Origin of the sequence: Pseudoalteromonas sp. BDTF-M6 (genome assembly GCF_018334135.1) — a bacterium.
In the GTDB taxonomy this organism is placed as follows: Bacteria; Pseudomonadota; Gammaproteobacteria; order Enterobacterales; family Alteromonadaceae; genus Pseudoalteromonas.
This window is the reverse complement of sequence record NZ_JAGXTQ010000003.1, coordinates 134,811-159,459: the sequence shown is the minus strand read 5'-3', so window position 1 is coordinate 159,459 and position 24,649 is coordinate 134,811. Positions and strand designations below refer to the sequence as shown.

The window sequence follows — 24,649 nt, the reverse complement described above, 5'->3', positions numbered from 1 at the left end:
TGAGTCTGTTTACAGACCTTAAATCACATACAAGTAGATAGCGAGAAAGTGGCAGAGGCAGGCGGCCAGTACAAACAGATGCCAAACGGCATGACTGTATTGGCGGTGTTTGGCACTGTAAAACACGGTACCCACGCTAAAGATGACGCCACCGAGTACCAAAAGCCAGAGCGCCGGCCCCGGCAGGGCCAAATACAAGGGGTAGACAAAGGCCAGTGCTATCCAGCCCATGATCAAATAGGTGGCCAGTGACACCCGAGGGCGAGGAACCTTGGCACAGAGTTTAAATATCACCCCAAATAGGGCCAAGCCCCAAATGCAGAACATTCCCACCCAGGCCCAATAGCCGCCTAATGCCACCAGTAAAAAAGGCGTGTAGGTACCGGCAATCAGAAGATAAATGGCGCTGTGATCGAGCTTCTTCAGAATCGCTTTAAGGTTATTGTGGCTAATGGCGTGATAGCAGGTGGAGCTGACAAACATTAACAATAAACTGGCACCGTAAATGGTCGAGGATATGACCGCCGTCGTGTTTTTACTGATCACCAGCATGGCCACTAAAGCGGCCAGCGCCAAAAGGGCGCCAAGTCCATGACTAAGCCAGTTAATTTTTTCTTCTGCGGCTGAGTAGGTGCTTATTTGCATAGGGCTCACTTTGCTTTGACTCAATAGGTACAAGCCTGACTATAACGATTGGGCGTACACTTGTACACCGAAATTTCATCATAATACACCAGTGGTCAAAAATACAAAATAGCCTGTTAAAACCACTATTTTTTGGTCAAAAATTTTTGTTTAATTTCTAATCGCAACTAAGGTTAAAAAATTAAATCTTTTTAAAACAACAAGATAAAAAATATTTTTATCATGGCACAACCTTTGAAATAGATATTGCGACTAACTTAATGACACGTTAACAGGAACACCACAGGACAACCATTATGAATACTTTTACTAAAGCTGCAATTGTAGCAGCAAGCTTAACCCTTAGTATGGGCGCACATGCCAACAGCCTAACCGATGATATTGAACGTGCGGTTAAAGACGCGGCAAACGAGGCATTTGCAACATTAATCAGCACGCAAAAAGCGTCGTTACGCGAAGCAACTCAAGCCTTGTTCGAGAGCAATGTGCAAGAGCAGCAAAGCCAGGGCGAAGATAAATCGCAAGCGCAACCTAAGGCGCAAAAACAAGGTGATAACCATGACGCTTAATTTGGCACTGCTAGGCTTGATGTTATTGCCCGTCGCCAGCTTATTTGGCACCTACCTGGGCTTAAGCTTCTGTCGTCAACTCGGTTGGTGGGCTAAGTAGTACCTACCACCGAGTCTTTTTATAGACATTTGTTCCCGTATCCATGCGCTAACCCGCCACCATGCCGATCTCGGCGCACACCTTAATACAGGGCAGGCATCCAGCCTAATTATCTTCCTTTTTTTAAAATCCCTACTTATTGATTATTAACAATAAAGCTCAGGTATTTCGTCTATATTTTTTGCTCAATATCCGCTTCTCCCCCATACTGATAAGTATCTAAAAAATAAGTGATCCATTGCTCGTCAGCAGACGTATTGGTCGCTATCAATTGTTTTTATTGAGATAGCAGATGACCTTGCAATTAGCGTCCAATGCCCCTAACAGACGGCAATACTCACTGCTTTCCTCTAAGCTGGAGGAAGGCCAAGGTGAAGGACAAAAAATGATGTCGTCAACCGAGCATCTGAGTGATGCCTTGGTCAAGGTAGCCAATGAGCGCGACAAAACTGCGTTCGCCAGTTTGTTTCGGTATTTCGCGCCGAAAATTAAGCGCTTTGGCTTAAAACAGTTTAACAACGAGGCGGCGGCCTTGGAGTTGGTGCAAGACACCATGACGTCTGTGTGGCGTAAGGCGCACTTGTATCATCCTGGCAAGGGAGCCGCAACGACCTGGGTTTATACGGTCATGCGTAACGCTTCGTTCGATGCCTTGCGCAAAATCCGCAGTAATAAGGAAGACTGTCTGAGTGAAGATATCTGGCCGACCTTGCCGAGCCCGGAGCCAGATCAGTTTGATGACCATCTCGAAACCCAGCTGTTATTAAAACATTTAGACAAGCTGCCTCTGGCACAGCGCGAAGTGGTTAAGGGCGTTTATTTTCAAGAGCTCTCTCAAGAGCAGTTGGCGCAACAATTGGGCGTCCCGGTGGGCACCGTGAAATCACGGTTACGATTGGCTTTAGCTAAGCTTAGAAATTATCTCGGAGCAGAGTATGATTAAGTTTCATCCCAACTCAGATTTACTCCTGCAATATGTGCAAGGGGCATTACCAGCCTCCATCAGCGTTGCCATTGCGGCACATCTGGAATTATGTGCTCACTGCGCCACTCACATAGAAACGCTTGAGCGTCAATGTGCCCAAAGTGCCTTTGCCGACGAGGAAGGTGATGAGCAGACGTTGCAGCAAGAGGCTATGCTAAATGAAGAGTTAAGCGAGGAGTACGCAAATATGCTGGCGGATATCACCGCTGACAGCCTGCGCGACGATTTCAGCATTGCCAGCTCGAAGGAGCTACGCTTTGGTGATAACACCATCACCTTGCCGCGTGCCCTGAGTCACATAGGTATGGGTCGTTTTATGCAGGCGGGTAAACTGGCTCGTTCTCGCTTAGAGCTGGACGAGGGCAGCATGCGCACCAGTTTATTGTACATCGCCCCCGGCGGTACTATCCCAGAGCATACGCACACGGGTTTTGAGTTAACCCTCTTGCTAGATGGCAGCTTCAGTGACGAAGAAGGGACCTATGAGGCCGGCGATTTTATCTGGCTCGATCACCGTCATCAGCATACCCCCTACACCGAGCATGGTTGCTTGTGTCTAGCGGTGGTAAATAGTGCGCTGCACTTCAATAAGGGCCTAAGTAAGTTATTGAATCCTATTGGTGAGCTGATCTACTAATGAACCAAGATATTAAAATTGGCATCAGTGCCTGTTTAAGCGGCGAAAAGGTACGCTTCGATAGCGGCCATAAACGGTCTAACTTTTGTATGGATGAGCTGGCCAGGCATGTTCAATACGTGCCTTTTTGTCCCGAGGTTGCCATTGGTCTGCCCATACCCAGACCCACGATCAGGCAGGTGCGTAAAGGAGACGTCATCACAGTGTGTCGTCCCGATGGTACGGGTGATGTGGGCGATAAACTGACCGAGTACGGTCAGCGTATCGGCGCCAAATATGGCTCTGAGCTCGACGGTTTTATCTTTTGTGCCAAAAGTCCGAGCTGCGGCATGGAGCGTATTAAGGTGTTTAACGAAGAGGGAACCGGCAACACCGCCGAGGGCGTGGGCTTTTTTGCTGCCCAAATAATGGCAGCAAACCCCTTACTGCCCTGTGAGGAAAATGGCCGCCTCAATGATATGCACCTGCGTGAAAATTTCGTTATGCGCGTTTATGTGTATCACAGCTGGCGTCAATTGTGCCGCGAGCCCTTGAGCGTGCACCGGCTGACGCGCTTTCACGGCATGCACAAGTATTTGTTGATGAGTCACAATTACCAGGCCTATCGGGATTTGGGTCGACTGCTTGGGCATCATCAAGGTGAAGGGCTGGAGTCCATCGCCGATCAATACATCAGTGGTCTGATGGCGGCGTTGAAAAAGCCGGCCAGTCGCAAGGCGCACACCAACACCCTGATGCATTTGCAGGGTTACTTTAAGCGTCACCTCAGTAAGGGCGAAAAAGAAGAGTTGCGTGCTGCCATCGAGGATTATCGCCAAGGCTTGGTTCCCTTGTATGTGCCACTGACGTTATTGAAACACCAGCTTAACGTGCATCCCAACCCCTATTTGGCACAGCAGGTGTACTTCAATCCTCACCCCAATGATTTAAAACTAAGATACGGGATCTAATGACACCTCTTTTTTGGTTTCGGCGCGATCTGCGCCTATTTAGTAATGAAGCACTGATAGCCGCTCTCGAACAAGGTGCCGAGCATGCGGTTTTTTTTGTCACCGAACAGCAATGGCAAGCACATGATATGGCACCCATACAGCGTGACTTATTGTTGCGTCGGGTTGATTACCTGGGTCAGCAACTGAGTGACTATGGCGTGCAACTGCATGTATTGGCCGTCCCCGCGTTTGCCGAGGTGCCATCGGCGTTAATGGACCTATGCCAAACCTTGTCTTGTAGCAGTGTATATGCCAATCGCGAGTATGAAGTGAATGAGCGCGCAAGAGATCAGGCTTGCGTTGAAGTCGCGGCGCAGATGGATGTGGCATTTCACTTGTTTGATGGTGATGTGATTGCCCCGCCGGGCACGGTCACGACGCAAAATAATGAGATGTTTAAGGTGTTCACGCCCTTTAAACGCCAGTGGTTACGGCAGTACGAATGCACTCAGTTTAGCTTACCCGCTTGGCCTCGCACTAAGACTCAAGGCCAATGGCAGCGACCCGAGTGCTTAACCGGGGATGGCAGCTCGCACAAGTGGCCGGTGGACGATGAGGCGCTTGCCGGAGTCGTCGAACGTTTTATCGCTGAGAAGTTACCGCACTATAGCGAGGACAGGGATTTCCCCGCCATCAAAGGCACCTCCGGACTTAGCCCCTATTTAGCCCTGGGCATAGTGGGAATGAAGCAATTGTTGGTGCAATTGCAATCACGACATCCGGATATTCTGCAAAGCGCTAAAAGTAATTTGTTTAGCTGGGTGAACGAGCTGATTTGGCGTGAGTTTTACCGCCATTTACTGGTCGCCTTCCCACAGCTCTGTAAACATAACAATTTCAATACCAAGTATGACGCACTGCAGTGGCAGGATGATGACGCCGGATTTAAGGCCTGGTGTGAGGGCCGAACAGGTTATCCCCTGGTCGATGCGGCGATGCGCCAGTTACTGCGTACCGGCTGGATGCACAATCGCTTGCGCATGGTGGTGGCAAGCTTTTTAACCAAGCATTTGTTAGTCGACTGGCGTCGTGGTGAGGCATTTTTTATGCGACATCTGATCGATGGCGATCTGGCGTCCAACAACGGCGGCTGGCAATGGGCGGCAAGCACAGGATGCGATGCGCAGCCTTACTTTCGTATTTTTAACCCCATAACCCAGAGCAAACGTTTTGATCCGGACGGCGAGTTTATTCGTAACTATCTACCAGAGCTAGAAAAGGTGCCGACTAAAGAGATCCATTTCCCGCACCAGTATATGGCAAAAGTGGGAGGGATTGATTACTGGCCGGCAATCGTCGATCACCAAAGTGCACGTGCGCGTGCGCTAGCAAGGTTTAAGGTTGAGCATGAGTAAGCGCATTGCCGATTTTATCGCCATGTACCAGCGTCTAGATAAAGATAACCTGGCGTTACTCGATACGATTTATCACCAGGATATTCATTTTATCGACCCGCTCCATGAGCTGCATGGCCGCAACCAATTACATCAATACTTCGCCAATCTGTACGCCAATATCAAGGACTGTAGCTTTACCATCAGCGACAGTTTTGAATGCGAAGAGCAGGCTTTTTTGTATTGGACCATGGCCTTTAGCCATCCCCGTATCAACGGTGGGCGCGAGGTGTTGGTAAATGGTCATAGCCTGCTGCGTTTTGAAGGTGAGCAAGTGATTATGCATCGCGACTACTTTGATGTCGGCCAGTTGCTTTATCGCAACCTGCCGGTGATAGGCGGTTTGATTAAGTTTATTGAAAAGCGAGCGAGCGGCGTATGAAGATATTGATCACCGGCGCTACCTCGGGAATTGGCGAAAGCCTGGCGCTGTTATATGCCAAGGAGCATCAGGTTTATGCCTGTGGTCGCAACGCAGAGGCACTGCAACGTTTGGGCGAGCATGAATCGATTACGCCGCTGTGCTTCGACGTTACGGACTTGGCACAAATCACCGAGGCCACGGCTGAGATAGATGACCTGGATATAGTGGTGCTCAATGCCGGGGTATGCGAATACATAGACGATGCCCGACATTTTGACAGCGCCCTATTTGAGCGGGTGATCCGCGGCAACTTGCTGAGCCTGGGTTATTGTTTGGAGGCGCTGCTGAGCAAGATTAAGTCCGGTGGTCAGCTGGCCATCGTCTCTTCAAGTGTGACCTACTTACCCATTACTCGCTCCGAGGCCTATGGCGCCGCCAAGGCCGGGGCCACTTATCTGGCTCGCACTTTGGCCGTTGATTTACCAGATATTGATGTAAGTGTGGTCCACCCTGGGTTTGTGCATACGCCCTTGACGGCTAAAAACGACTTCGCCATGCCCATGGCCATCAGCTCCGAGGATGCGGCTAAGCGCATTGTTCGCGGCCTGCACAAGCGCCAGGCGGAAATTCATTTTCCCAAACGTTTTACCCTTATTTTGAAAGCGCTGCGGGCCTTGCCCACATCGCTGTGGTTACGAATAGCAAAAGGAATGGTACGGTGAAAAATATCGCCATCATCGGCAGTGGTATTGCCGGATTAACCAGTGCCCACTTGTTGGCAAAAAAACACCAGGTAAAGGTGTTCGAAAAAAATAACTATATAGGCGGACATACGGCTACGGTGGATATCACCTTAGATGGTCAAACGCTGGCCGTGGATACCGGGTTTATTGTCTTTAACGACCGCACCTACCCAAAATTTGAAAAGCTGCTGGAAGAGATAGGCATTGGCCGGCAGCCGACGCAAATGAGCTTTAGCGTGCATCATTGCGACACGGGATTTGAATACAATGGTCACACCCTGAGTACCTTGTTTGCACAGCGACGCAATCTGTTGCGCCCCAAGTTCTGGCATTTGTTATGGCAGATTGTGCGTTTTAATCGTATTTGTAAGGACATGTATAAGTCGGGTGACTTTCAACAGGGAGTTACTCTAGGGCAGTTTTTGGATCGCCACGGTTTCAATGACTTCTTCCGCCAGCACTATATTTTGCCCATGGGGGCGGCAATTTGGTCCACTTCACTGAAGCAGATGAATGATTTTGCCATCGACTTCTTCGTGCGCTTTTTCTACCACCATGGCTTGTTGGATATCACCAACCGACCCCAGTGGTACGTGATCCCAGGGGGTTCCCGCGAGTATATAGCGCCTTTAACCGAGTCTTTTAAAGAGCGGATAGAATTGGGTGCCCATATAGACAGGGTAGAGCGCAAAGAGCAGGGAGTAGTCATTCACCTTAATGATGGCCGCACCGAGCACTTTGATGCAGTGGTCTTTGCCTGCCATTCGGATCAGGCACTCGCCCTGCTTGATGATGCCAGCGAGGCCGAGCAGCAGGTGCTCGGCGCCATACCCTATACCGCTAACTCCGTGGTCCTGCACACCGACAGCTCCTTATTGCCCAAACGCCCTGCGGCCTGGGCCAGTTGGAATTACCGCCTAGACAATAATGTCGATAGAGCTGCGGTGGTAACCTATAATATGAATATTCTTCAAGGGCTTAGTTCTGAGCAACCCCTGTGTGTCACCCTCAATGGTGATGAGGTTATCGCCGAGGAATATATACTCCGACACTTTACCTATCATCATCCGGTGTTTAATCAACAGAGCTTGCGTGCTCAGCAACGTCGCGACGAGATCAATGGTAAACAGCACAGTTATTTTTGCGGTGCCTATTGGTATAACGGCTTTCATGAAGATGGCGTGCGCAGCGCCGTGGATGTGGCCAAAGCACTAGGAGTCGATTTTGACTAGCGCGCTGGCGTTTGATACGACCGAAATAACGCAGCAGGCTTTGTGGCAAAGCGCCATTATGCTGGGCGATATACGCCATCGGCGCTTTGAGCCCAAGTCTCATCACTTTCATTATCCGCTTTATATGATGTGGGTCGACCTCGCTCACCCTGAGCAACTGGACGGCGTTCATCCTCTACTGGGCTCGGGCAGAGCCAAGTTACTGCGCTTTAAGCAAAGTGACTATGTGCCATTGCAAGAAGGGGACATAGCCACTCGGGCAATCAAACAACTGCATACGCTAGATAGCAGTATCGAGGTTGAAACCGTGTTTTTGCTTGGACAGTTGCGTTGTTTTGGGGTGTATTTTTCGCCCGCCAATTTCTATTTTTTTCAACGGCGTGGCGCCAGTGGATTGACCCATATGATGGCAGAGGTCAGCAATACGCCCTGGAACGAGCGCCATTATTATTTAGTCGATCTACGGACTAAAGTGAACTTTAAGAAACGCTTTCACGTATCTCCTTTTATGAATCTGGATATGCATTATCACTGGGTGGTTAAAGTGCTTCCCAAGTCCTTGCTTATCCATATTGAGAACAAGCGCCAGGAAACCCTGTTGTTCGATGCCACCATGCGCCTGCAACGCCGAACGTTGGAAAAACAGGCGGTGAGTGATCTGCTCAAGCGCTTTCCCGCGATGAGCCTGAGCATAGTCAAAGGGATTTACTGGCAAGCAGTTAAACTATTTTTGAAACGAGTGCCTTTTTACGCTCACCCTGGGAAAGAATGATGGATAGAGTTACCGAGGTAAAAATAAATTCAAACGTAAGCTGGAAAACCAAGTTGGCCAAGCGTTTGGTGTTTGCCGCGTTCAATACGCTGGAACACGGCTGTGTTGAGATTCATGAGCGTGGCGAGCCGGTGCATGCTTTTGGTGATAAGTCAGCGAAGCCTAAGGCTGTGGTTAAGGTTGTTGACGCCAAGATGTATCAGGCGTTCGCATTTTCCGGCAGCATAGGCGCCGCAGAGTCTTATATTGACGGTCACTGGGAATGTGACAATCTCACCAAGCTCATTGAAATATTTGTGTTAAACCAGGCACAGCTGGATGCCTTTGAGCGTCGCTTTGCGCTGCTGAGCGGACTTGCGTACCGCCTTAAGCATCTGCGCAACCGTAACTCCAGCACCGGTTCGAAACGTAACATTGTCGCCCATTACGATTTAGGCAACGAGTTGTACGAGTCCTTTTTAAGTAATGAAATGCTGTACTCCTGTGCGGTTTATCCGCACAAGGAAGCCAGTCTCGAGCAGGCGCAGCAACATAAACTCAAGCTCATTTGCGAGCGTGCGCAGCTTAAAGATGGCGACACAGTCATAGAGATTGGTACCGGGTGGGGCGCCTTTGCCATTTATGCCGCGAGTCATTATGACGTGCATGTTACCACCACTACCATCTCCGAAGAGCAGCACGATTATGTGGCGAATAAGATTAAAGCCCTGGGCCTTGAAGACAAGATCACCTTGCTGAAACAGGACTACCGTTTACTCGAGGGGCAGTACGACAAGCTGGTGTCCATCGAGATGATTGAAGCCGTGGGTCATCAATACCTCGGTGGTTTCTTCGCCAAATGTAACAGCCTGCTTAAGCCCGATGGTGCCATGCTGCTTCAAGCGATCACCATCAACGATCAGCGTTATCATAATTACGTCAAGCAGACCGACTTTATCCAGCAGTATATTTTCCCCGGTGGTTGCCTGGTCAGCATTGATGAGATGAGTCGTCATTTGCGTCAAGGCACCGAGTTGATGATGCACGAACTGCACGATATCGGTTTGCATTATGCCCGCACCCTGGCCGATTGGCGTGCGCGCTTCGATAAAGCCTGGCCACAATTGCAGGGGGCAAAATTTAATGCCCAATTTTACCGTCTCTGGCACTACTACCTGGGCTATTGTGAAGGCGCATTTCGGCAACGGGCCATCAGCACGGTGCATCTAGTTGCGCGCAAGCAAGGGTTTAAAACCAATGACGCAGCGCTGGCTTTGCATTACTAACTTTTTATTGTTTCAAACCTGCTGGTGGGCAGCTTTTTATGCCCAGCAGCGGGCACTGCCGGTAATGGCGCTGTGTCTGCTCATCATGTTGTGGCTGTCGTCAGAGCGCCGCCGCGACCTCTATTTATGCATCACCCTGGTGTTGGCCTTTGCCTGTGAGGCACTGGCCCAGAGGTTTGGGTTGTTGCAATTTTCCGACGCCACAGTTCCTGCCTGGCTTTTGTTACTGTGGCTGGCATTGATCCTCACCATCAATCATTCCTTGGCCTTTATTAAGCGCCTGCCTTGGTGGCAATGCCTGCTGTTGTGCTGGCTCTGTGCCCCGTCCAGTTATATTACCGCCGCGCACTTTGAGATTTTTGCTTTAGGGGTGTCCTGGTGGCAGTTCTATCTTCTTTATGGTGGCCTCTGGGCCGTTACTTTTACCCTGATGATAGTGATCAATCGGCACCTTAAACACGTAGTGACACATACGGGTTAATGAGGAGTACGCTGATGAATTTCTTTAAATGTGCACTTGTCGGTACGGCTTTGATGTTGTCGTGCCCGACCATGGCGACCACAGATAAGTGGCAGGGTGTGGGTGAAGGCGTAATGCGCTACCTGTTTTGGGATATCTACCACGCCGAGCTGGCGACAGATACCGGTGATTATCGCCAGGGGCAGCACCCCATGCGTTTGTCACTGACCTATCTGCGAGATATTGAAGGCGACGAAATAACTAAAGCCACCCTTGACCAATGGCGCAAGCTCGATAGACCCGAGTATGTACGGGCCTACAAAGCGCTGCTCACGGATCTGTGGCCGGATGTCAGTGCTGGAGATACGCTAAGCTTTGTGACCGATGCCAACGGTCAGGGGGCCTTTTTCTTCAATGGTGAGTTACTGCAGCGGGTTGAAGACCCAGCGTTTAGTGAGGCATTCACCGCTATTTGGTTATCGCCAAAAACCACAGAGCCAGGGCTTAGGGCGCAACTATTGGGAGGACGTCCATGAAACACCTAGTATTACTGCCACTGTTAATAATGCTAGTGTCCTGCAGCGTTAACATAGAGGATTATAAAGGCACAGAGCCGCAATTCGACTTTAAGCGCTTTTTTAACGGCGAGTTGGTGGCCTATGGGATAGTGCAGGACTACAGCGGTATGGTCACCCGGCGTTTCAAAGTCGATATGCAGGGCTCATGGGAAGGCAATAAGGGCATTCTTGATGAGCAGTTTTATTACCAAGACGGAGAGCAGAGCACGCGGGTCTGGAATCTGGAACTGGGTGAAGATGGAAAGGTGTTTGGCCGCGCCGATGATGTGGTGGGGCAGGCAGAGGGTAAAGTGGTCGGTAATGCCTTGCACTGGCAGTATAGTTTGCGTATCCCCTATGGCGATGACACCATCACCGTAGCCCTTGATGACTGGATGTTTCTTGTCACCGAAACAAGGTTGATCAACCGTACCGCAATTGATAAGTTTGGAGTCGAAGTTGGCGAAATCACGCTAGTTATCGAAAAACGTTAACAAATAGCCCATTTTTATGAAGTTTTTTCTCAAAAATGTGTGGTTTGCAGTTGCCAAGTCAATAAAAATACTTAAATATAGGTCTTGCTAAGGCAAAAAAAATAACGAATAGGAATCAAACAATGAACAAAGCTCAATTAGTCGAAAAAATCGCCAACGATGCTGAAATCTCAAAAGCAGCGGCGAGCCGTGCGCTGGATGCATTCACTGGTGCAGTAACTGACTCTTTGAAAGACGGTAACTCTGTTGCGCTAGTTGGTTTCGGTACTTTCACTGTAAAAGAGCGTGCTGCTCGTACAGGCCGCAACCCGCAAACAGGCGCGGAAATCCAAATCGCGGCTGCGAATATTCCTAGCTTCAAGCCAGGTAAAGGTCTTAAAGATTCAGTTAATTCTTAATAATAAAGAATACTGTTGAAAAAGGGCGCTAACGCCCTTTTTTTATGCCTGTTTTTTGGCAAAACAACTCTTTCTGTGAGCTGGTACAAAAGCTCATACTCGGAGGCCGCTGAGAGCGAATCGGACGTTCATCCTTCCACCGAAATCACAGTGTATACATCCATAATCGTTGAGTTTCTCCCATAGTCAAGAAAACGACCCAATGGGTCGTTTTTGTCTTGTTCACGCCTCTAAAACTTCGAGAAACTTAAGTGCTGGCAAACACTTCCTGAATCTGCTATCAATGGTAAGAGGACAAAAACAAGACAGGTTGCGGTAGAAAAACGACCCAATCGCTCGATATTAAATTGTTATATGCAAAAGGAAAGTTGCCAATGAAATCGAAGATAATCTTATCCTTATTTGTTCTAGTTGTTTTTTTAGCTGGTTTAGTCTCTGGGTTTTATGCAGGAATGGTTGGTGCATCTGCGTCAATGAGCGCGGAGCTATATGCTGGCGGTCAAACAATGAGAGCCGCCTTATTTAGTCTTGAAAAAAATGATATTGAGAAAGCAAAAGCCACTCTGTGCAACTCGATAAAAACTCGGATTAATATTTTAGAGCTATCAAGCCCAACATTAAGTGATCAGCAACTTTCTGAAGTAAGTGCACTAAAACAACACTGGTTGCATAATAATATCGACAAAAATCTTGGTAAATTCCGAGAGGTTTGCATATAACAAGCGCATAAAGTGAAGGGACTGCTAACGCTTGGCTCGGTTCCGCTTCGCTGCACAGTATAGCCAAGCATTATCAGCCCCTTATGCGGGCGGTAGGTATTTCTGATTATGGGTAGATTAAAAGGATATTTAGTTTATTTATTGATTCCTGCTATTCCTTATTTACTAATGATTTATAGCCCAGAGACTATAGATCCGGTTTTTCAATATTTAAAGTATGGTAAAGGAAGTAAGTACGTATTAGCGGGGATTCTATTTGTGTTTAATTGGAGTTTCTATTTCGGTATAGCCTTTGATGCCAGAAAGGAAAAAGTAAGCGAAAGAAATATTAGGTTCACAAAGCTTTACCTAGCCTTGCTCGCAGCGGTATCAGCTTGTTTTTTGATATTCTTAAATATTTTTACCGTGCAGAATATATTTCTAGCTAATACTATCTTAATAGTTTTTTTCTATACGCTACTAATTTCGTTTGGTAAAAAAAATACCTAACAAGGCAATTATAGATGAGGTGTTACTACCGTCCAAAAATGACACAGAGCTGATCTTAAAAACAGCCCCTAGCACAGTTTAGGTATGAAACTGCATTCCTCTTCGACATTGGCCATAGAAAGCGGCACCAAGAGTACCGCTTTAACTTATTACTTACCCTTTTAGTGCCTTATCGCCGCGGCCTAAGCCGATGGCGCCAGAGCGCACCATTTCGATAATATCGGTTTCATGGCGCAGGGTATCGAGGAAGGACTCCAGCTTTTCCGTGCTCGCCGCCAGTTGCAATGAATAACTGATGCGGCCCATATCCAGGATGGCGCCACCAAAAACATCCACCACCCGGGTCACCGCGGCACGAGTTTTTTCGTCCTGGGCTATCACCTTGACCAAGAGCAGCTCGCGCTCGATATGGCTTTGCTCGGTTAAATCTATCACCTTAAGCACATCGACCAGCTTATTCACCTGTTTGAGGATCTGCTCCAGCACCCGATCACCCCCTTGCGTGGTGATGGTGATGCGCGATAGCGAGGCATCGTCCGTGGTGCCTACCGCCAGGCTATCGATATTATAGGCGCGCTGGGAAAACAGGCCGACGATACGTGACAAGGAGCCGGGTTCGTTTTCAAGTAAGATGGAAAGTATACGACGCATTATGCTTTTACTCCTTTTTTCAACCACATATCATCAACGGCACCGAGTTTAATCTGCATTGGGTAAACATGTTCAAGCTCATCGACGCGGACATCGAGAAACACCAGGCGATCAGTAATACTCATCATTTTTGCGATGGCGGCATCGAGTTCATCAGGGTGATCGACGCGAATACCCACATGGCCGTAGCTTTCTGCTAGCTTGACGAAATCCGGTAAGGATTCCATATAAGAAGAGGAATGGCGGCCACTGTAGAGCATGTCTTGCCACTGTCTGACCATGCCTAAAGAGCGGTTGTTCAAGGAAACGATTTTAACCGCCAGGTTATATTGCAAACAGGTGGACAGCTCCTGGATGTTCATCTGAATCGAACCATCGCCGGTAATGCAGATTGATTCCTGGTCGCGAAACGCCAGCTTCACGCCCATGGCTGCCGGTAAGCCAAAGCCCATGGTGCCCAAACCGCCTGAGTTAATCCACTGGCGTGGCTTTTTAAAGGGGTAGTACTGGGCGGCAAACATCTGGTGTTGGCCCACATCCGAGCTGATGTAGGCATCGCCATTGGTGGCCTGGTACAGTTTTTCGATCACGGTTTGCGGTTTGATTTTTTCTTCACCCGGGCTGTAGCTCAGACACTTTTGCTCGCGCCAGCGATTGATTTGTCGCCACCAGTCTTCCTGGGCATGGCGGTCAATGCTTTGCCCCGACTTGGCAATGGCGCTCAATAGCTGCTGCAACACCATGTCCAGGCTGCCGACCACGGGAATATGGGCACTGATGGTTTTGGAAATGGAGGTGGGGTCGACATCCACATGCACTATGGTGGCGTTGGGGCAAAACTTTTGCACATTATTGGTAACACGATCATCAAAACGGGCGCCCAGGGCCAATATAACATCGGCATGGGCCATGGCCTTGTTGGCTTCTAAGGTACCATGCATGCCGAGCATGCCGATAAAGTTCGGGTGTTCGCCGCTTAGCGCACCAAGCCCCATCAGGGTGTTGGTGCAGGGGGCATTAAGGGTTTCTACCAGTTCGGTGAGCTGTTCGCTGGTGTTGGAAAGGATCACCCCGCCGCCGGCGTAGATCACCAGTTTCTGCGCCGCCATCAGGGCATTCACCGCTTTCTTAATTTGTTTGGGGTGGCCCTTCTTACTGGGATTATAGGTGCGAATAGCCACATCCTGGGGCATTTTAAAGTCAAACTTGGCCGCTGGGTTGAGCACATCCTTGGGAAGTTCAACCACGACCGGGCCGGGACGGCCGCTGCCGGCGATATAAAAGGCCTTGGCAAGCAAAGTGGGGATCTCCTCGGCGCTGCGGCAGTTAAAGCTGTGTTTCACTATGGGCCGTGAGCAACCAACAATATCGGTTTCCTGAAAGGCATCGTCGCCAATAAGATGAGTGGGGACCTGGCCTGAGATCACCACCATGGGGATGGAGTCCATATAGGCGGTGGCGATACCGGTAACACAGTTGGTGGCACCGGGTCCGGAGGTGGCCAGCACTACACCCACCTTACCCGTGGCGCGGGCGTAGCCATCGGCCATATGGGTGGCTGCCTGCTCATGACGGACTAAAATATGCTCTATATCATTTTGTTCGAACAGCGCATCGTAGAGATCCAGCACCGAACCGCCGGGATAACCAAAAATATAGTTAACGCCCAGCTCTTTTAGTGCCCCGACAACCAGCTCACCGCCGTTGTATTGTTGCTTACTCATCCTCATTCCTCAAAAAAAAACCCCCGCATAAGGGCGGGGGTTGTTTAGCCTAATCGTTGGCTCACGCCTACCCCGCAGTCTGGTTAAAGACCACCACAAGTAGAACCACGAGAACCAACATAATTGACATATTTTTACCTAAGTAGAAACTTTAAAACTCACCTAATCATTGTTAGTTTTTTGGGCAACTTATGTCAACCCTAAGGGAGGAGTTTTTGGATAAAATATTCTTATAGTGAATATTAATCTGCCTTTTAGGGTTATATTTTTCTTTTGAGGTCTTTTTTGAAACGAAAAAAAGCCAGCTGTCGCTGGCTTAGATATTTTATGTCGAATGCCGGGTTACAGGCGCTCGATCACCGCTGCGGTGAAGTCTGTGGTGCCGTGCTCGCCACCTAGGTCGCGCGTGGTGCGGTCACCGGTTTTGATCACGTCGGCCACGGCCGCACGGATGCGCTCTGCGGTTTCACCCATATCCAGGTATTCAAGCATTTGAATAGACGCTAGGATCACCGATGTTGGGTTTGCCAGGTTTTTACCGGCGATATCAGGGGCGCTACCGTGTACCGCTTCAAAGATAGCGGCATTTTCACCGATATTGGCACCCGGAGCCATGCCCAGACCACCCACTAAACCGGCGCACAGATCAGAAAGGATGTCGCCGAACAGGTTTGTGGTCACGATGACATCGAACTCTTCCGGGTTCATAACCAGTTTCATACAGGCGGCATCAACGATCATCTCGGTCGACTCGATGTCTGGGTAACGCTCGGCTACTTCGCGGGCGACCTTTAAAAACAGGCCCGAGGTTGACTTAAGGATGTTCGCCTTGTGTACCGCGGTCACTTTTTTACGGCCTTCACGAATAGCTAGTTCATAGGCAAAGGTCACGATCTTTTCGGCACCTTCGCGCGTGATTTTTGACATGGCTTCTGCTTCGGTGCCATCGTCTGAGACCACTTGGCCAAGACCCGAGTACATGCCCTGAGTGTTTTCACGCACCGTGATGATGTCGATGTCGTCGTAGCGGGCTTTAGTGCCGGCGAAAGATTTAACCGGACGCACATTGGCATACAGATTAAATTGCTTACGCAGGGTAACGTTGATTGAGGTAAAGCCTTCGCCTACCGGCGTAGTTAAAGGGCCTTTTAGCGTGATCTTGTTGCGTTCAATGGCTTCCAGTGTCTCTGGCGGTAACAGCTCACCGGTTTTTTCCAGTGCGGCTAGACCGGCATCAACAAATTCGTATTCAAAGTCACAACCGGCGGCGTTTAAAATTTCCAGAGCTGAGTCGATAATACTAGGACCGATGCCATCGCCTTTGATGACAGTAATGGTTTGCTTAGCCATTTAACAATTTCCTTAAAACTGATAGAGAAGTCCGACACCAAAAGCATAGCCGCACAACGCTGTTGTGGGTAATTAGAAAGCTGATGAGGGTGGCGGAAATTTACGTGAGAATTCAGGGCGATTTATAGCAGTTAAGCCCCGAATTTTCCAGTATATGGCATTTAAATATATATTATTTCCAATATAAATAAGGTGAATTTTGCCTATTTATTAGATGCCGTTGTAGGGGCCTATATTCAAGGTCTCGCTCACCAGTTTATCGAGTTGCGTGCTGGGTCCCTGACTTTCTAACATGGCTTTTTTTACCAGCTGCTGTTGCCAGGGAGCGTACGGGTGGTCATATCCATAGAGGTGAAACAGCACCAGCTTAAAGCTGTAACAAACCAAGGCATTGGTGCTGAGCTCATTAAAGGGCTGTTGTTCACTTTGTAACAGGGCATTGAGCCACTCGCCATCGCCCAAATGCTGTTTGAGATAAGCAGCAAGATCTGCATGGTCATACTGACTGACACCAACAAGGGCGGCCATGGGTCTTGGGTTTTGTTCTGTAAAGGGCAGCTTGAGTGGGTCCAGGGCGATACTGCGGGACAAAAGCTGCGGCGTTTGTTCGACAAAATAGCAGAAGTAGCACAGATAAAGTGCCATTAAGCGCTCAGGATAGAGGTTTTTCATTCGCGCACTCAGGTGCTGTATCACGGCACAGGCGGTATTGATGCGCCCGAGTAAAAAGCCACTGAGGGGATGGCGCAGTTGCGCAACCTGTTGGCTTAAGCTCACTCGGGTAATAAAGTCGCCAATATTATACAGACCGACCATGGATAAGGCATGGCGAACATTGGCCGCCGCTTGCGTGGTGCGGTTATAGGCGCCGGCTGCTTCGAGCACATGGGTTTGCAATTGCGGCTCGTTGCTAAGCAATCGCTCCATGTCGGCATAGCCTTTAGCTCTTTGCACCTGTTGCAGTAGCTCGGTGGGTAAGCGCTGTGGCGCAGCTACAGAGCTCTGTCGTTGTAGGGGCGCGCTTAGGTGCTGCAGAAACGCATCCAGCGTCGCGTAGTGCGGCTGAGTGTCCTCATACTGCCACTGCGGTTTTGGGATCAGCCGATAGCGGTGTTCATCGGCTCCCAGCTCGATGAAGATATACTCATGGTGCTGACGCTGACCCAGATAGACTAAGGTTTGCTCGCCACGCTGCCAAAGGCTGCCAAGGAGCTGGGGAGAGAGGCAGTCTACCAGGAGACGACAGTCTTGCTGCACCGCCTCGTTAGTGCTTTGCGTAAACACTGAGGCACAGGCGTTAAAGAAATGCTGGCCGGGGCGCGTGCTGGTGCTGGTATTAAGGGTGGCAAGATGCTGTGCCAGGGCCAGGGTGCGGGTAAAACCACAATATAACTGCACATGTTTATTGCTGCTCAGCACCTGCTGATAGCGTCTGTTTTTCGCCACTATCTGGACTAAGGCCGGTTGCTGCTCGGTATTGATATTGAGCATTTTCAGGCTGAGTAATCCGCCTTGTTGCCACTGCTTTTGCTCGCGCTCACTGAATGCTTGGCCTGCTCCGCGTTTGTTGAGCAAGCCGATGGTGGCCAGATCGCAGCTCAGTGCGGCCATCATTAACAGTTCGCAGTCTTTAGCATGATACTGCCGTGCCTGGACTAAGCACGCCAGTGCCGCTATTCGTTTTACATGCAAGCGGGTGGCATAGGGAAGCGGGTCTAATTCCGCCGATAGCAGCCAGTGGAATAGGGAGCCCTGTTGGCTATTGAGTCGACTTAAACGCTCGCTCAGGGCGAGTAAGGCGGGGTAGAGACTAGGCCATTGACTCTTATCACGACAGGCGCGATGCAAACGGGCAATATAGGTGATCAGCTTGCCCAGCTCCTGCACCTGCTTAGGATTGTAAGTCGACTTTGTCATAGGCGAGTTCGGCCTGTTGCCCCCATACTAGTAGCTTTTTATTCTTAAATAACAACCCGGTGCACTCGTCCTTGGTGGTAATGCCATCGGCTTTGACGTGCTGGGTGCGATAAAACACGATCTGGTAGATATCCTCTCCACGGCGCTTCACAAAGGTGAGATCCGGGGTGCCCAAGGTGGCCAGCACTTCTTCAATATGCATTGGCGAGGTGGAATCAAGCTTAGCAATAAAACGCTTGTTATAGGCCTCACGGTCTTGCCACACCATGGCACCGGGGTCGTCCTTATACAGGCTCATCACCAAGGTGGCGATCACCGCATACACGCCGATACCGAGAATTATGTATTTTAAAACCTTGGTCCACATCAGTTTGTTACCCTTGGAGCCGAACACCTGCGCCCAGTATACCTAGTTCATTTTCGCAATGCTAAATTTGCGATGTGTGCAGCGTAATTTGTGGCGCATCCGGGCTTAAGCGTAATTGCTTTAAGGATATTCCCAAATCGATGTCGGTGCGCAGTGACACCAGGGCCAAGGCGCGCACGTAGTCTGGCAAATGCCGAGTTAATAGCTGCTGAACTTTGCCCTCGGGATCGGCACTGAGGGCATCGGCAACGCTGGGGTACTGGCTTAGCAGCGCCTGTGCCGACTTGGCGCCTATGCCACTGACGCCGGGAATATCATTGGTTTTATCGCCCACCAAGGCGAAATACTGCCACAGTTGGGCGGCGTCGATACCGTATTTTTTTTGCACCTCATCGGCGCTGCGCTCGGCCTTGGTAAAATAGTCAAAGACCATGACCCCTTGCTCTATGAGCGGCAGGTAACCCTTGTCGGTGGACACTATCACCACCTTGATACCCTGTTTATTGGCCTTGGCGGCCAGGGTGGCGAGAACATCGTCTGCCTCTTCGTTGGCGGCGCGCACCACGGCGATGTGCTGAGCGTTGATGGCATTCATAAAGCGGGGCAGTTGTTTATTCAGTGCCTCGGGCATGGGTTTGCGTGAGGCCTTGTAACCACTGAAATACTCGTAGCGCCAACTGCTGTCGCCATCGAAGGCGGCCAGTGCGTATTGGGGTTGATGTTGGGCTTTGAGTTTCACTAACGCGCGCTCAACGCGAGTCAGCGTCTCCTCTATGGCTTGTTCGCTGTGTGCGCCGTATTGGCTTTCGCACACGGCATATATGCGCCGAATAAGGTTCAGCGCATCGATAAGTAATAATTGCATTGTCAGGCTAGGACCTAAGTCTGGATAGTGTAACAGGGTATATAGGCGCTGCCGGGCAGCTTCATACGGCCTTGGGCGACGAAGGCACTGAGCAAGGTATCCATTTTACCCATCAGCTCGGAGTCGCCGCACAGCTCAAACACCCCGTGTTGCTTGATGGCGCGAATGCCATCGTCCTTGACGTTACCAGCGACTATGCCGGAGAAAGCGCGGCGCAGATTGGCGGCGAGCTGCTGCTTGGGCTGTTCGAGGAAGAGGTTCAGCCCCGCCATATTGTCATGATTGGGCACAAAGGGCGCCTGAAATTCTGGGTCGATACGCAGCGTCCAGTTAAAATAGTAGGCATCACCGTGCTGGCGGCGGTAGTCGCGCACATCCTGCATGCTTTGTTTCACCGTGCGGGCTACCAGTGCCGGATCGCCGATGATCACCTCAAATTTATCCAATGCTTCCGGGCCTAAGGTATCGCCGACAAAGGTGACGATTTCATCGAAATAGGCGCGACTTTCTTCTGGTCCGGTGAGGATCACCGGCAGTTGTTGTTTGTCGTTGTCCGGGTGCAGCAAAATACCGAGTAAATACAACAACTCTTCGGCGGTGCCTGCGCCACCGGGGAAAATGATGATGGCATGGGCAACGCGCACAAAGGCTTCCAGGCGTTTTTCAATATCTGGCAAGATCACCAGTTCATTGACTATGGGATTCGGCGGCTCGGCGGCGATAATGCTTGGCTCGGTCAGGCCCAAGTAGCGCTGTTTGGCGATACGTTGTTTGGCATGGCCTATGGTGGCACCTTTCATCGGCCCCTTCATGGCGCCCGGGCCACAACCGGTGCAAATATTTAGGCCGCGCAGACCAAGCTGATAACCTACTTCCTTGGTGTAATGATATTCCACTTCATTAATGGAATGACCGCCCCAGCACACCACCATGTTAGGGTCTGTGTTGACCTCGAGGGCGCCGGCATTGCGCAGCATATCAAAGACCATGTGCGTGAGGGCTCTGGGGTCCGCCTCGTGCATGGTGTGATGTCTTTGACAAATAAACAAAATATCGCGAATAACAGAAAAAATGTGTTCGTGAATACCGCGAATAATATCACCGTCCACAAAGGCCGTTTGCGGTGGATTGGTTAACTCTATTTTAATGCCACGCTCGCGGACTACGAGACTGATGTCAAAGTCTTTAAAGCTGTCATAAATCTCGGCGCTGGAGTCGGTGTGGCTGCCCACGTTGAGTACCGCCAGCGCACAGTTGCGAAATAACCGATAGCGATCGGTGGTTGATTGTTCTAGTAAATCCACTTCCAATTGCGAAAGTAAGTTGAGTACCCCGGTAGGGTTGAGCTGTATTTTCATAGCCTACTCCTTTACTGAAACTTGGCTATTGCTGGACCACTAAACGATCGCGGCCGGCATGTTTGGCCTCGTACAACGCCTGATCGGCGCGGTCGAAGGCACTAAGAGCGGTGTCATTGGTTTTGACCTGGGTGGCACCGATAGAGACGGTGATCTGCACCTGCTTATCTTTGAACTTAAAGGGAATGCTTTTCACACTGGCGCGCAATTTTTCTAATGGCCGCACCACATTATCCAAGTCGACGTTGGGCATCACCAACACAAATTCTTCGCCGCCGTAACGGGCAATAAAGTCGCTGCTGCGAATGGCTTTCTTCATCGCCGAAGCCAGTACCAGCAGGGTTTTATCGCCGGCACTATGGCCATAGGTATCGTTAATGGACTTAAAGTGGTCGACATCTATGACAACTAAACACAGGGGCGTACCATTGCGGTGGCATTGTTTGAGTTCCAAATCGAAACGCTCATCAAAGGCAATGCGGTTAGGGAGCTTAGTGAGCCCATCCTGCATATTCATCAGGCGCTGACGCTCTAACGAGGCTTCATAGTGCTGCACCTGTTGTTCCAGGTCCTGTACCCGCGATTGCATGGATTGCAAGCCCTGATGCAGTGCGTCACGATGCTCGGCTTCAAGTTGCTCTTTGTTTACCAATTGCGCGGTCAAACTGGCCAGGCGCGACTCCACCGTGCTTTTGAGCTCGGCAATATCGGTAGCGAATTCGGTATGTTGGCTTAATTGATTGATGTTCTCATCAATCTGCTGATACACGGCGGATATCTTGCTATCGAGCTGACGGGATTTATCCACCGTGTTGGTGAGCAATTGTTGCAGTTCGCTCAGGCTTTCATTCAGGGTCGCCAGGAAGTGCTGTGCGGATCTGCGCTCGCGACTGAGGCTGGTCACGATAATACGGGTGAGCTCAATGCTGGCGCTGAGCAGCTGCTCGAATTCGGTGGCGGCATTGATGTTGTGCTTGAGCGTGCGCATTTGCTCGATAAACTCGCCTTGCACGCTGACCTCGGTGCTCAATTGTGTCAGCTCATTGGCAAAGTGGGCTATTTCCCCGGCATGATCACGGCCTTCGGTGGTGTTGCTGGCATTGAGTACCTGATCGTAAATATTGACCAGGCGTGAGAAAAGAGGAATAAAATCCAGCGGCGTGTGCACATCTTGCAAATGGGTATTGAGCAATTCTCTTAAGGTGCGGCGTGAGTCGTCGGGTAAGCCCTTGCGCTGTTGCAGTTTGCTTCCGGCTTGCTCGACACAGCTTTGCAACTGGCGTAGTTGAGCCTCAAGGTTGGCCTCGTGGCGTGTAAGCAAAGTACTCAGCTCGGCGATGATGGGGCCAAGCTCCTGAAAGTGGGCGCCTTGCTGTAATTGTTTGCGAAACGTGGCTAAACGGTTATCCAGCTCAAGATCAATTCCTTTGCAGGCTAACGATAATTTGGCGATAAACTGCGCCAGGATGCTGACCTGCTCCTGTCGCGTTACTTCAATGGTCTGTCGTTGCGAAATGGCTGAATGCAACTTTTTTCTCAAAGCCTCAAGCTGTTCCGACACGCCCTGCTATCCTTTTTCGTTGTTATATTGTCCAGTGTACAACATTATTATTGCAAATACTGATTAAGTATCAGTTTTTTGTCGAAAATTTGTGGACTTATCGCCTCGCTTCATCCCCTTGTCGTAGCTGTTTACAGGCAAACCAGGCAAGAGGCCTTTGCCAAGGGAGTAACCCTTCTTGGTAGTTAAACGCAAAGGTTTGAGGTGATAGCCGCTGCTTTGCTAGGCTGCGGCGCAAAGTAACAAGACAACGGGTGTGCAGTGAAAAAAATCCTAGTTGCGGCGGCTATGCTGCTGGTTTCCTCGGTGGCAAAGGCCGCCACAAATTATCAAATTTCCATCGACCAGGGTGCTCATCACTTAGGTGATGTCAGTGTCAGCTTTGCCAAAACCGGGCAAAGTTATATAGATGCCAAGTTCCCGGCCTGGCGCACCGGGCGTTATGACATCCTCAATTTGGCTAACGGCGTGCGTTACTTCAACGCCACCGACGCGCAGGGCCAAGCCCTGAAATGGCAAAAAATTGATAAAAGCACCTGGCGTATTTTCTTAAACGAGCCCACCGCCGTGACCTTGAGTTATCAGGTCTATGCCAATGAATTGGGCTTACGTGCCCGCCATATCGATGACACCCATGCCTTTATCGATGCCTCCGGCTTTTTTATGTACAGCGAGGCGACGCGCAATGAGCCTGTGACTGTACAGCTGGAAGTACCTAAGGGCTGGCGCTCGGTGTCGGGAATGAACAAGGGCAAGAACCAACATCAATTTGTTGCTCCAAATTACGATGTCTTAGTGGACTCTCCCATAGAAACGGGTATCAATGAGCTGCACTCCTTCTCGGTCGATAACCGCGATTATGAGCTGGTTATTTGGGGCGAAGGCAACTACGACAGCGACAAGATGGTGGCCGACCTGAAAACCCTGGTAAAAACCGGTCATGTGGTTTGGGATGACTACCCTTATGAGCGTTATGTGTTTATGGTACATGCCACCTCGGGGGCGCGCGGTGCCACCGAGCATCTTAACTCCACCATTATTCAGCGCCACCGTGATAAGTTTGCCAAGCGCGAAGACTATTTGGGCTTTATTGCCACCGCCGCGCATGAGTTTATTCACACCTGGAACGTTAAAGCCTATCGCCCCGAAGGCATGGTGCCCTATGACTATGTCGCGCCGAATTACACGCGTTTATTATGGCTGGCGGAAGGCTCCACCAGTTATTTGGAAGATCATCTTTTGCTACGCTCGGGCTTAATGACCAAGAAGGAATTCTTTAAGGACCTGGGTAAGCGTATTAACACCCACCTTAAGACGCCGGGTCGCGAGGTGCAAAGCGCCGCCCATACCAGCTTTGACAAATGGATCAATCAAGGCGGCGATCATGGTCGCAACTATAGTACCAATATTTACTCGGAGGGCTCTTTGCTTTCCATGGCCTTGGATCTGAAACTCCTGAGTGATTCTGCTGGCCAAGTGAGTTACCGCGATGTGCACCGCCAGCTCTATAACAAGCATAAATTACCCAACGGCTTTAACGAGCAGGATGTGATTGCCATTCTCAACGAGCTGAGCGGTCAGGATTACACCGCCTGGTGGGCCGACAATGTTGAAGCGCCCATGAATTTGGACTTTGATGCCCTGTTAAATAAGGTCGGCCTTGAGCGCGTGTCCCCCAAAGATGCCAAGCAGATTGCGTCTTTGGATGTCAATACCAGCACCGACAAGGGCCTGCTTAAGCTGGATCATGTGCGCCGTGGCGGCGCAAGTTGGCAAGCAGGGCTGACCGCTGGCGATTTGATCGTTGCCATTAATGGTCGTCGCATCAGTACCGACTTAGCCACGACATTGGCTGGCTATAAGCCGGGCGATAAGGTGTCGGTGAGCTTTTTCCGTCGCGACCGTTTGCAACAGGTGGACCTTGTTCTTGGCCTGAGCTACGACAAGGATGCAACAGTGCAGCCGGTGAAGGCGCCAACTCAGGAGCAACAGGCATTATTCAAAGCCTGGATGGGTGTAGAGCTAAGCGATTAAAACCTTT

At 50.1% G+C, this 24,649-nt stretch carries 26 protein-coding genes; 17 read left to right on the top strand and 9 right to left on the bottom strand.

The window, feature by feature from the left end:
• Positions 1–18: 18 nt before the first annotated feature.
• Positions 19–645, bottom strand: a complete 627-nt coding sequence (gene trhA, locus KD147_RS07920; RefSeq protein ID WP_105189001.1) for a PAQR family membrane homeostasis protein TrhA — start codon at positions 643–645, stop codon at positions 19–21.
• Between the two features lie 296 nt (positions 646–941).
• On the opposite strand from trhA, the gene KD147_RS07915 reads away from it, so the two are divergent.
• The 16 genes from KD147_RS07915 (at position 942) to KD147_RS07840 (ending at position 12,815) form a co-directional block, all read left to right on the top strand.
• A complete protein-coding gene (locus KD147_RS07915; protein ID WP_212547453.1) occupies positions 942–1,214 on the top strand; it encodes a hypothetical protein in 273 nt (90 codons plus the stop codon).
• Positions 1,215–1,699: 485 nt separating this feature from the next.
• Complete coding sequence (locus KD147_RS07910) at positions 1,700–2,257, top strand: sigma-70 family RNA polymerase sigma factor (protein WP_105189326.1); 558 nt, start codon at positions 1,700–1,702, stop codon at positions 2,255–2,257.
• Positions 2,250–2,936 (top strand): ChrR family anti-sigma-E factor, encoded by a 687-nt coding sequence (locus tag KD147_RS07905; protein WP_212547452.1) that lies wholly within the window; start codon positions 2,250–2,252, stop codon positions 2,934–2,936. The genes KD147_RS07910 and KD147_RS07905 overlap by 8 nt, the downstream gene beginning before the upstream one ends.
• Positions 2,936–3,886 (top strand): YbgA family protein, encoded by a 951-nt coding sequence (locus tag KD147_RS07900; protein WP_105254644.1) that lies wholly within the window; start codon positions 2,936–2,938, stop codon positions 3,884–3,886. Before KD147_RS07905 ends, KD147_RS07900 begins: the two co-directional genes overlap by 1 nt.
• A complete protein-coding gene (gene phrB / locus KD147_RS07895) occupies positions 3,886–5,283 on the top strand; it encodes a deoxyribodipyrimidine photo-lyase (protein WP_212547451.1) in 1,398 nt (465 codons plus the stop codon). Before KD147_RS07900 ends, phrB begins: the two co-directional genes overlap by 1 nt.
• On the top strand, positions 5,276–5,704 hold the full coding sequence (locus KD147_RS07890) for a nuclear transport factor 2 family protein (RefSeq protein WP_105254646.1): 429 nt from the start codon (positions 5,276–5,278) through the stop codon (positions 5,702–5,704). The genes phrB and KD147_RS07890 overlap by 8 nt, the downstream gene beginning before the upstream one ends.
• Positions 5,701–6,408 carry an SDR family NAD(P)-dependent oxidoreductase gene (locus KD147_RS07885; protein WP_212547450.1) on the top strand — a complete coding sequence of 236 codons (708 nt, stop codon included), beginning with the start codon at positions 5,701–5,703 and terminating at the stop codon, positions 6,406–6,408. The genes KD147_RS07890 and KD147_RS07885 overlap by 4 nt, the downstream gene beginning before the upstream one ends.
• Complete coding sequence (locus tag KD147_RS07880) at positions 6,405–7,661, top strand: NAD(P)/FAD-dependent oxidoreductase (RefSeq protein WP_212547449.1); 1,257 nt, start codon at positions 6,405–6,407, stop codon at positions 7,659–7,661. The genes KD147_RS07885 and KD147_RS07880 overlap by 4 nt, the downstream gene beginning before the upstream one ends.
• 58 nt (positions 7,662–7,719) lie before the next feature.
• A complete protein-coding gene (locus tag KD147_RS07875) occupies positions 7,720–8,433 on the top strand; it encodes a DUF1365 domain-containing protein (RefSeq protein ID WP_212547716.1) in 714 nt (237 codons plus the stop codon).
• Positions 8,433–9,698: an SAM-dependent methyltransferase gene (locus KD147_RS07870; RefSeq protein ID WP_212547448.1), complete on the top strand. Its 1,266-nt coding sequence runs from the start codon at positions 8,433–8,435 to the stop codon at positions 9,696–9,698. Before KD147_RS07875 ends, KD147_RS07870 begins: the two co-directional genes overlap by 1 nt.
• The gene (locus tag KD147_RS07865; RefSeq protein WP_105254650.1) at positions 9,670–10,179 is read left to right on the top strand and encodes a DUF2878 domain-containing protein; all 510 of its coding nucleotides are present in this window, start codon (positions 9,670–9,672) and stop codon (positions 10,177–10,179) included. The genes KD147_RS07870 and KD147_RS07865 overlap by 29 nt, the downstream gene beginning before the upstream one ends.
• A 14-nt stretch (positions 10,180–10,193) precedes the next feature.
• The gene (locus tag KD147_RS07860) at positions 10,194–10,694 is read left to right on the top strand and encodes a chalcone isomerase family protein (protein WP_212547447.1); all 501 of its coding nucleotides are present in this window, start codon (positions 10,194–10,196) and stop codon (positions 10,692–10,694) included.
• Positions 10,691–11,209: a DUF3833 domain-containing protein gene (locus KD147_RS07855; protein WP_212547446.1), complete on the top strand. Its 519-nt coding sequence runs from the start codon at positions 10,691–10,693 to the stop codon at positions 11,207–11,209. The genes KD147_RS07860 and KD147_RS07855 overlap by 4 nt, the downstream gene beginning before the upstream one ends.
• A 122-nt stretch (positions 11,210–11,331) precedes the next feature.
• Positions 11,332–11,607 carry an HU family DNA-binding protein gene (locus KD147_RS07850; protein WP_105201414.1) on the top strand — a complete coding sequence of 92 codons (276 nt, stop codon included), beginning with the start codon at positions 11,332–11,334 and terminating at the stop codon, positions 11,605–11,607.
• 374 nt (positions 11,608–11,981) lie between these two features.
• Positions 11,982–12,326 (top strand): hypothetical protein, encoded by a 345-nt coding sequence (locus KD147_RS07845; RefSeq protein WP_105254653.1) that lies wholly within the window; start codon positions 11,982–11,984, stop codon positions 12,324–12,326.
• A gap of 108 nt (positions 12,327–12,434) precedes the next feature.
• Positions 12,435–12,815, top strand: coding sequence for a hypothetical protein (locus KD147_RS07840; RefSeq protein WP_212547445.1), 381 nt, complete (start codon positions 12,435–12,437; stop codon positions 12,813–12,815).
• 153 nt (positions 12,816–12,968) lie between these two features.
• Here the strand turns inward: KD147_RS07840 and ilvN are convergent, their stop codons facing one another.
• The 8 genes from ilvN to KD147_RS17005 all read right to left on the bottom strand — a co-directional run bounded on the left by ilvN (position 12,969) and on the right by KD147_RS17005 (position 22,608).
• Complete coding sequence (gene ilvN / locus KD147_RS07835; protein ID WP_105201410.1) at positions 12,969–13,466, bottom strand: acetolactate synthase small subunit; 498 nt, start codon at positions 13,464–13,466, stop codon at positions 12,969–12,971.
• Positions 13,466–15,190: an acetolactate synthase 3 large subunit gene (locus KD147_RS07830; RefSeq protein ID WP_212547444.1), complete on the bottom strand. Its 1,725-nt coding sequence runs from the start codon at positions 15,188–15,190 to the stop codon at positions 13,466–13,468. The genes ilvN and KD147_RS07830 overlap by 1 nt, the downstream gene beginning before the upstream one ends.
• 342 nt (positions 15,191–15,532) lie before the next feature.
• Entirely contained in the window at positions 15,533–16,540 is a 1,008-nt protein-coding gene (locus tag KD147_RS07825) for an isocitrate dehydrogenase (protein ID WP_212547443.1), read from the bottom strand.
• A gap of 210 nt (positions 16,541–16,750) precedes the next feature.
• Positions 16,751–18,457, bottom strand: a complete 1,707-nt coding sequence (locus tag KD147_RS07820) for a hypothetical protein (protein WP_212547442.1) — start codon at positions 18,455–18,457, stop codon at positions 16,751–16,753.
• On the bottom strand, positions 18,432–18,824 hold the full coding sequence (locus KD147_RS07815; RefSeq protein ID WP_105254726.1) for a DUF3192 domain-containing protein: 393 nt from the start codon (positions 18,822–18,824) through the stop codon (positions 18,432–18,434). The genes KD147_RS07820 and KD147_RS07815 overlap by 26 nt, the downstream gene beginning before the upstream one ends.
• A 61-nt stretch (positions 18,825–18,885) precedes the next feature.
• Positions 18,886–19,689 (bottom strand): 5'-3' exonuclease H3TH domain-containing protein, encoded by an 804-nt coding sequence (locus KD147_RS07810; protein ID WP_234399134.1) that lies wholly within the window; start codon positions 19,687–19,689, stop codon positions 18,886–18,888.
• A 14-nt stretch (positions 19,690–19,703) separates the two neighbouring features.
• The gene (gene ppnN, locus KD147_RS07805) at positions 19,704–21,047 is read right to left on the bottom strand and encodes a nucleotide 5'-monophosphate nucleosidase PpnN (RefSeq protein WP_105254659.1); all 1,344 of its coding nucleotides are present in this window, start codon (positions 21,045–21,047) and stop codon (positions 19,704–19,706) included.
• A gap of 25 nt (positions 21,048–21,072) precedes the next feature.
• Positions 21,073–22,608 carry a diguanylate cyclase gene (locus tag KD147_RS17005; RefSeq protein ID WP_212547441.1) on the bottom strand — a complete coding sequence of 512 codons (1,536 nt, stop codon included), beginning with the start codon at positions 22,606–22,608 and terminating at the stop codon, positions 21,073–21,075.
• Between the two features lie 261 nt (positions 22,609–22,869).
• On the opposite strand from KD147_RS17005, the gene KD147_RS07795 reads away from it, so the two are divergent.
• Positions 22,870–24,642: a M61 family metallopeptidase gene (locus KD147_RS07795; protein WP_212547440.1), complete on the top strand. Its 1,773-nt coding sequence runs from the start codon at positions 22,870–22,872 to the stop codon at positions 24,640–24,642.
• The last annotated feature ends 7 nt before the right edge of the window (positions 24,643–24,649 follow it).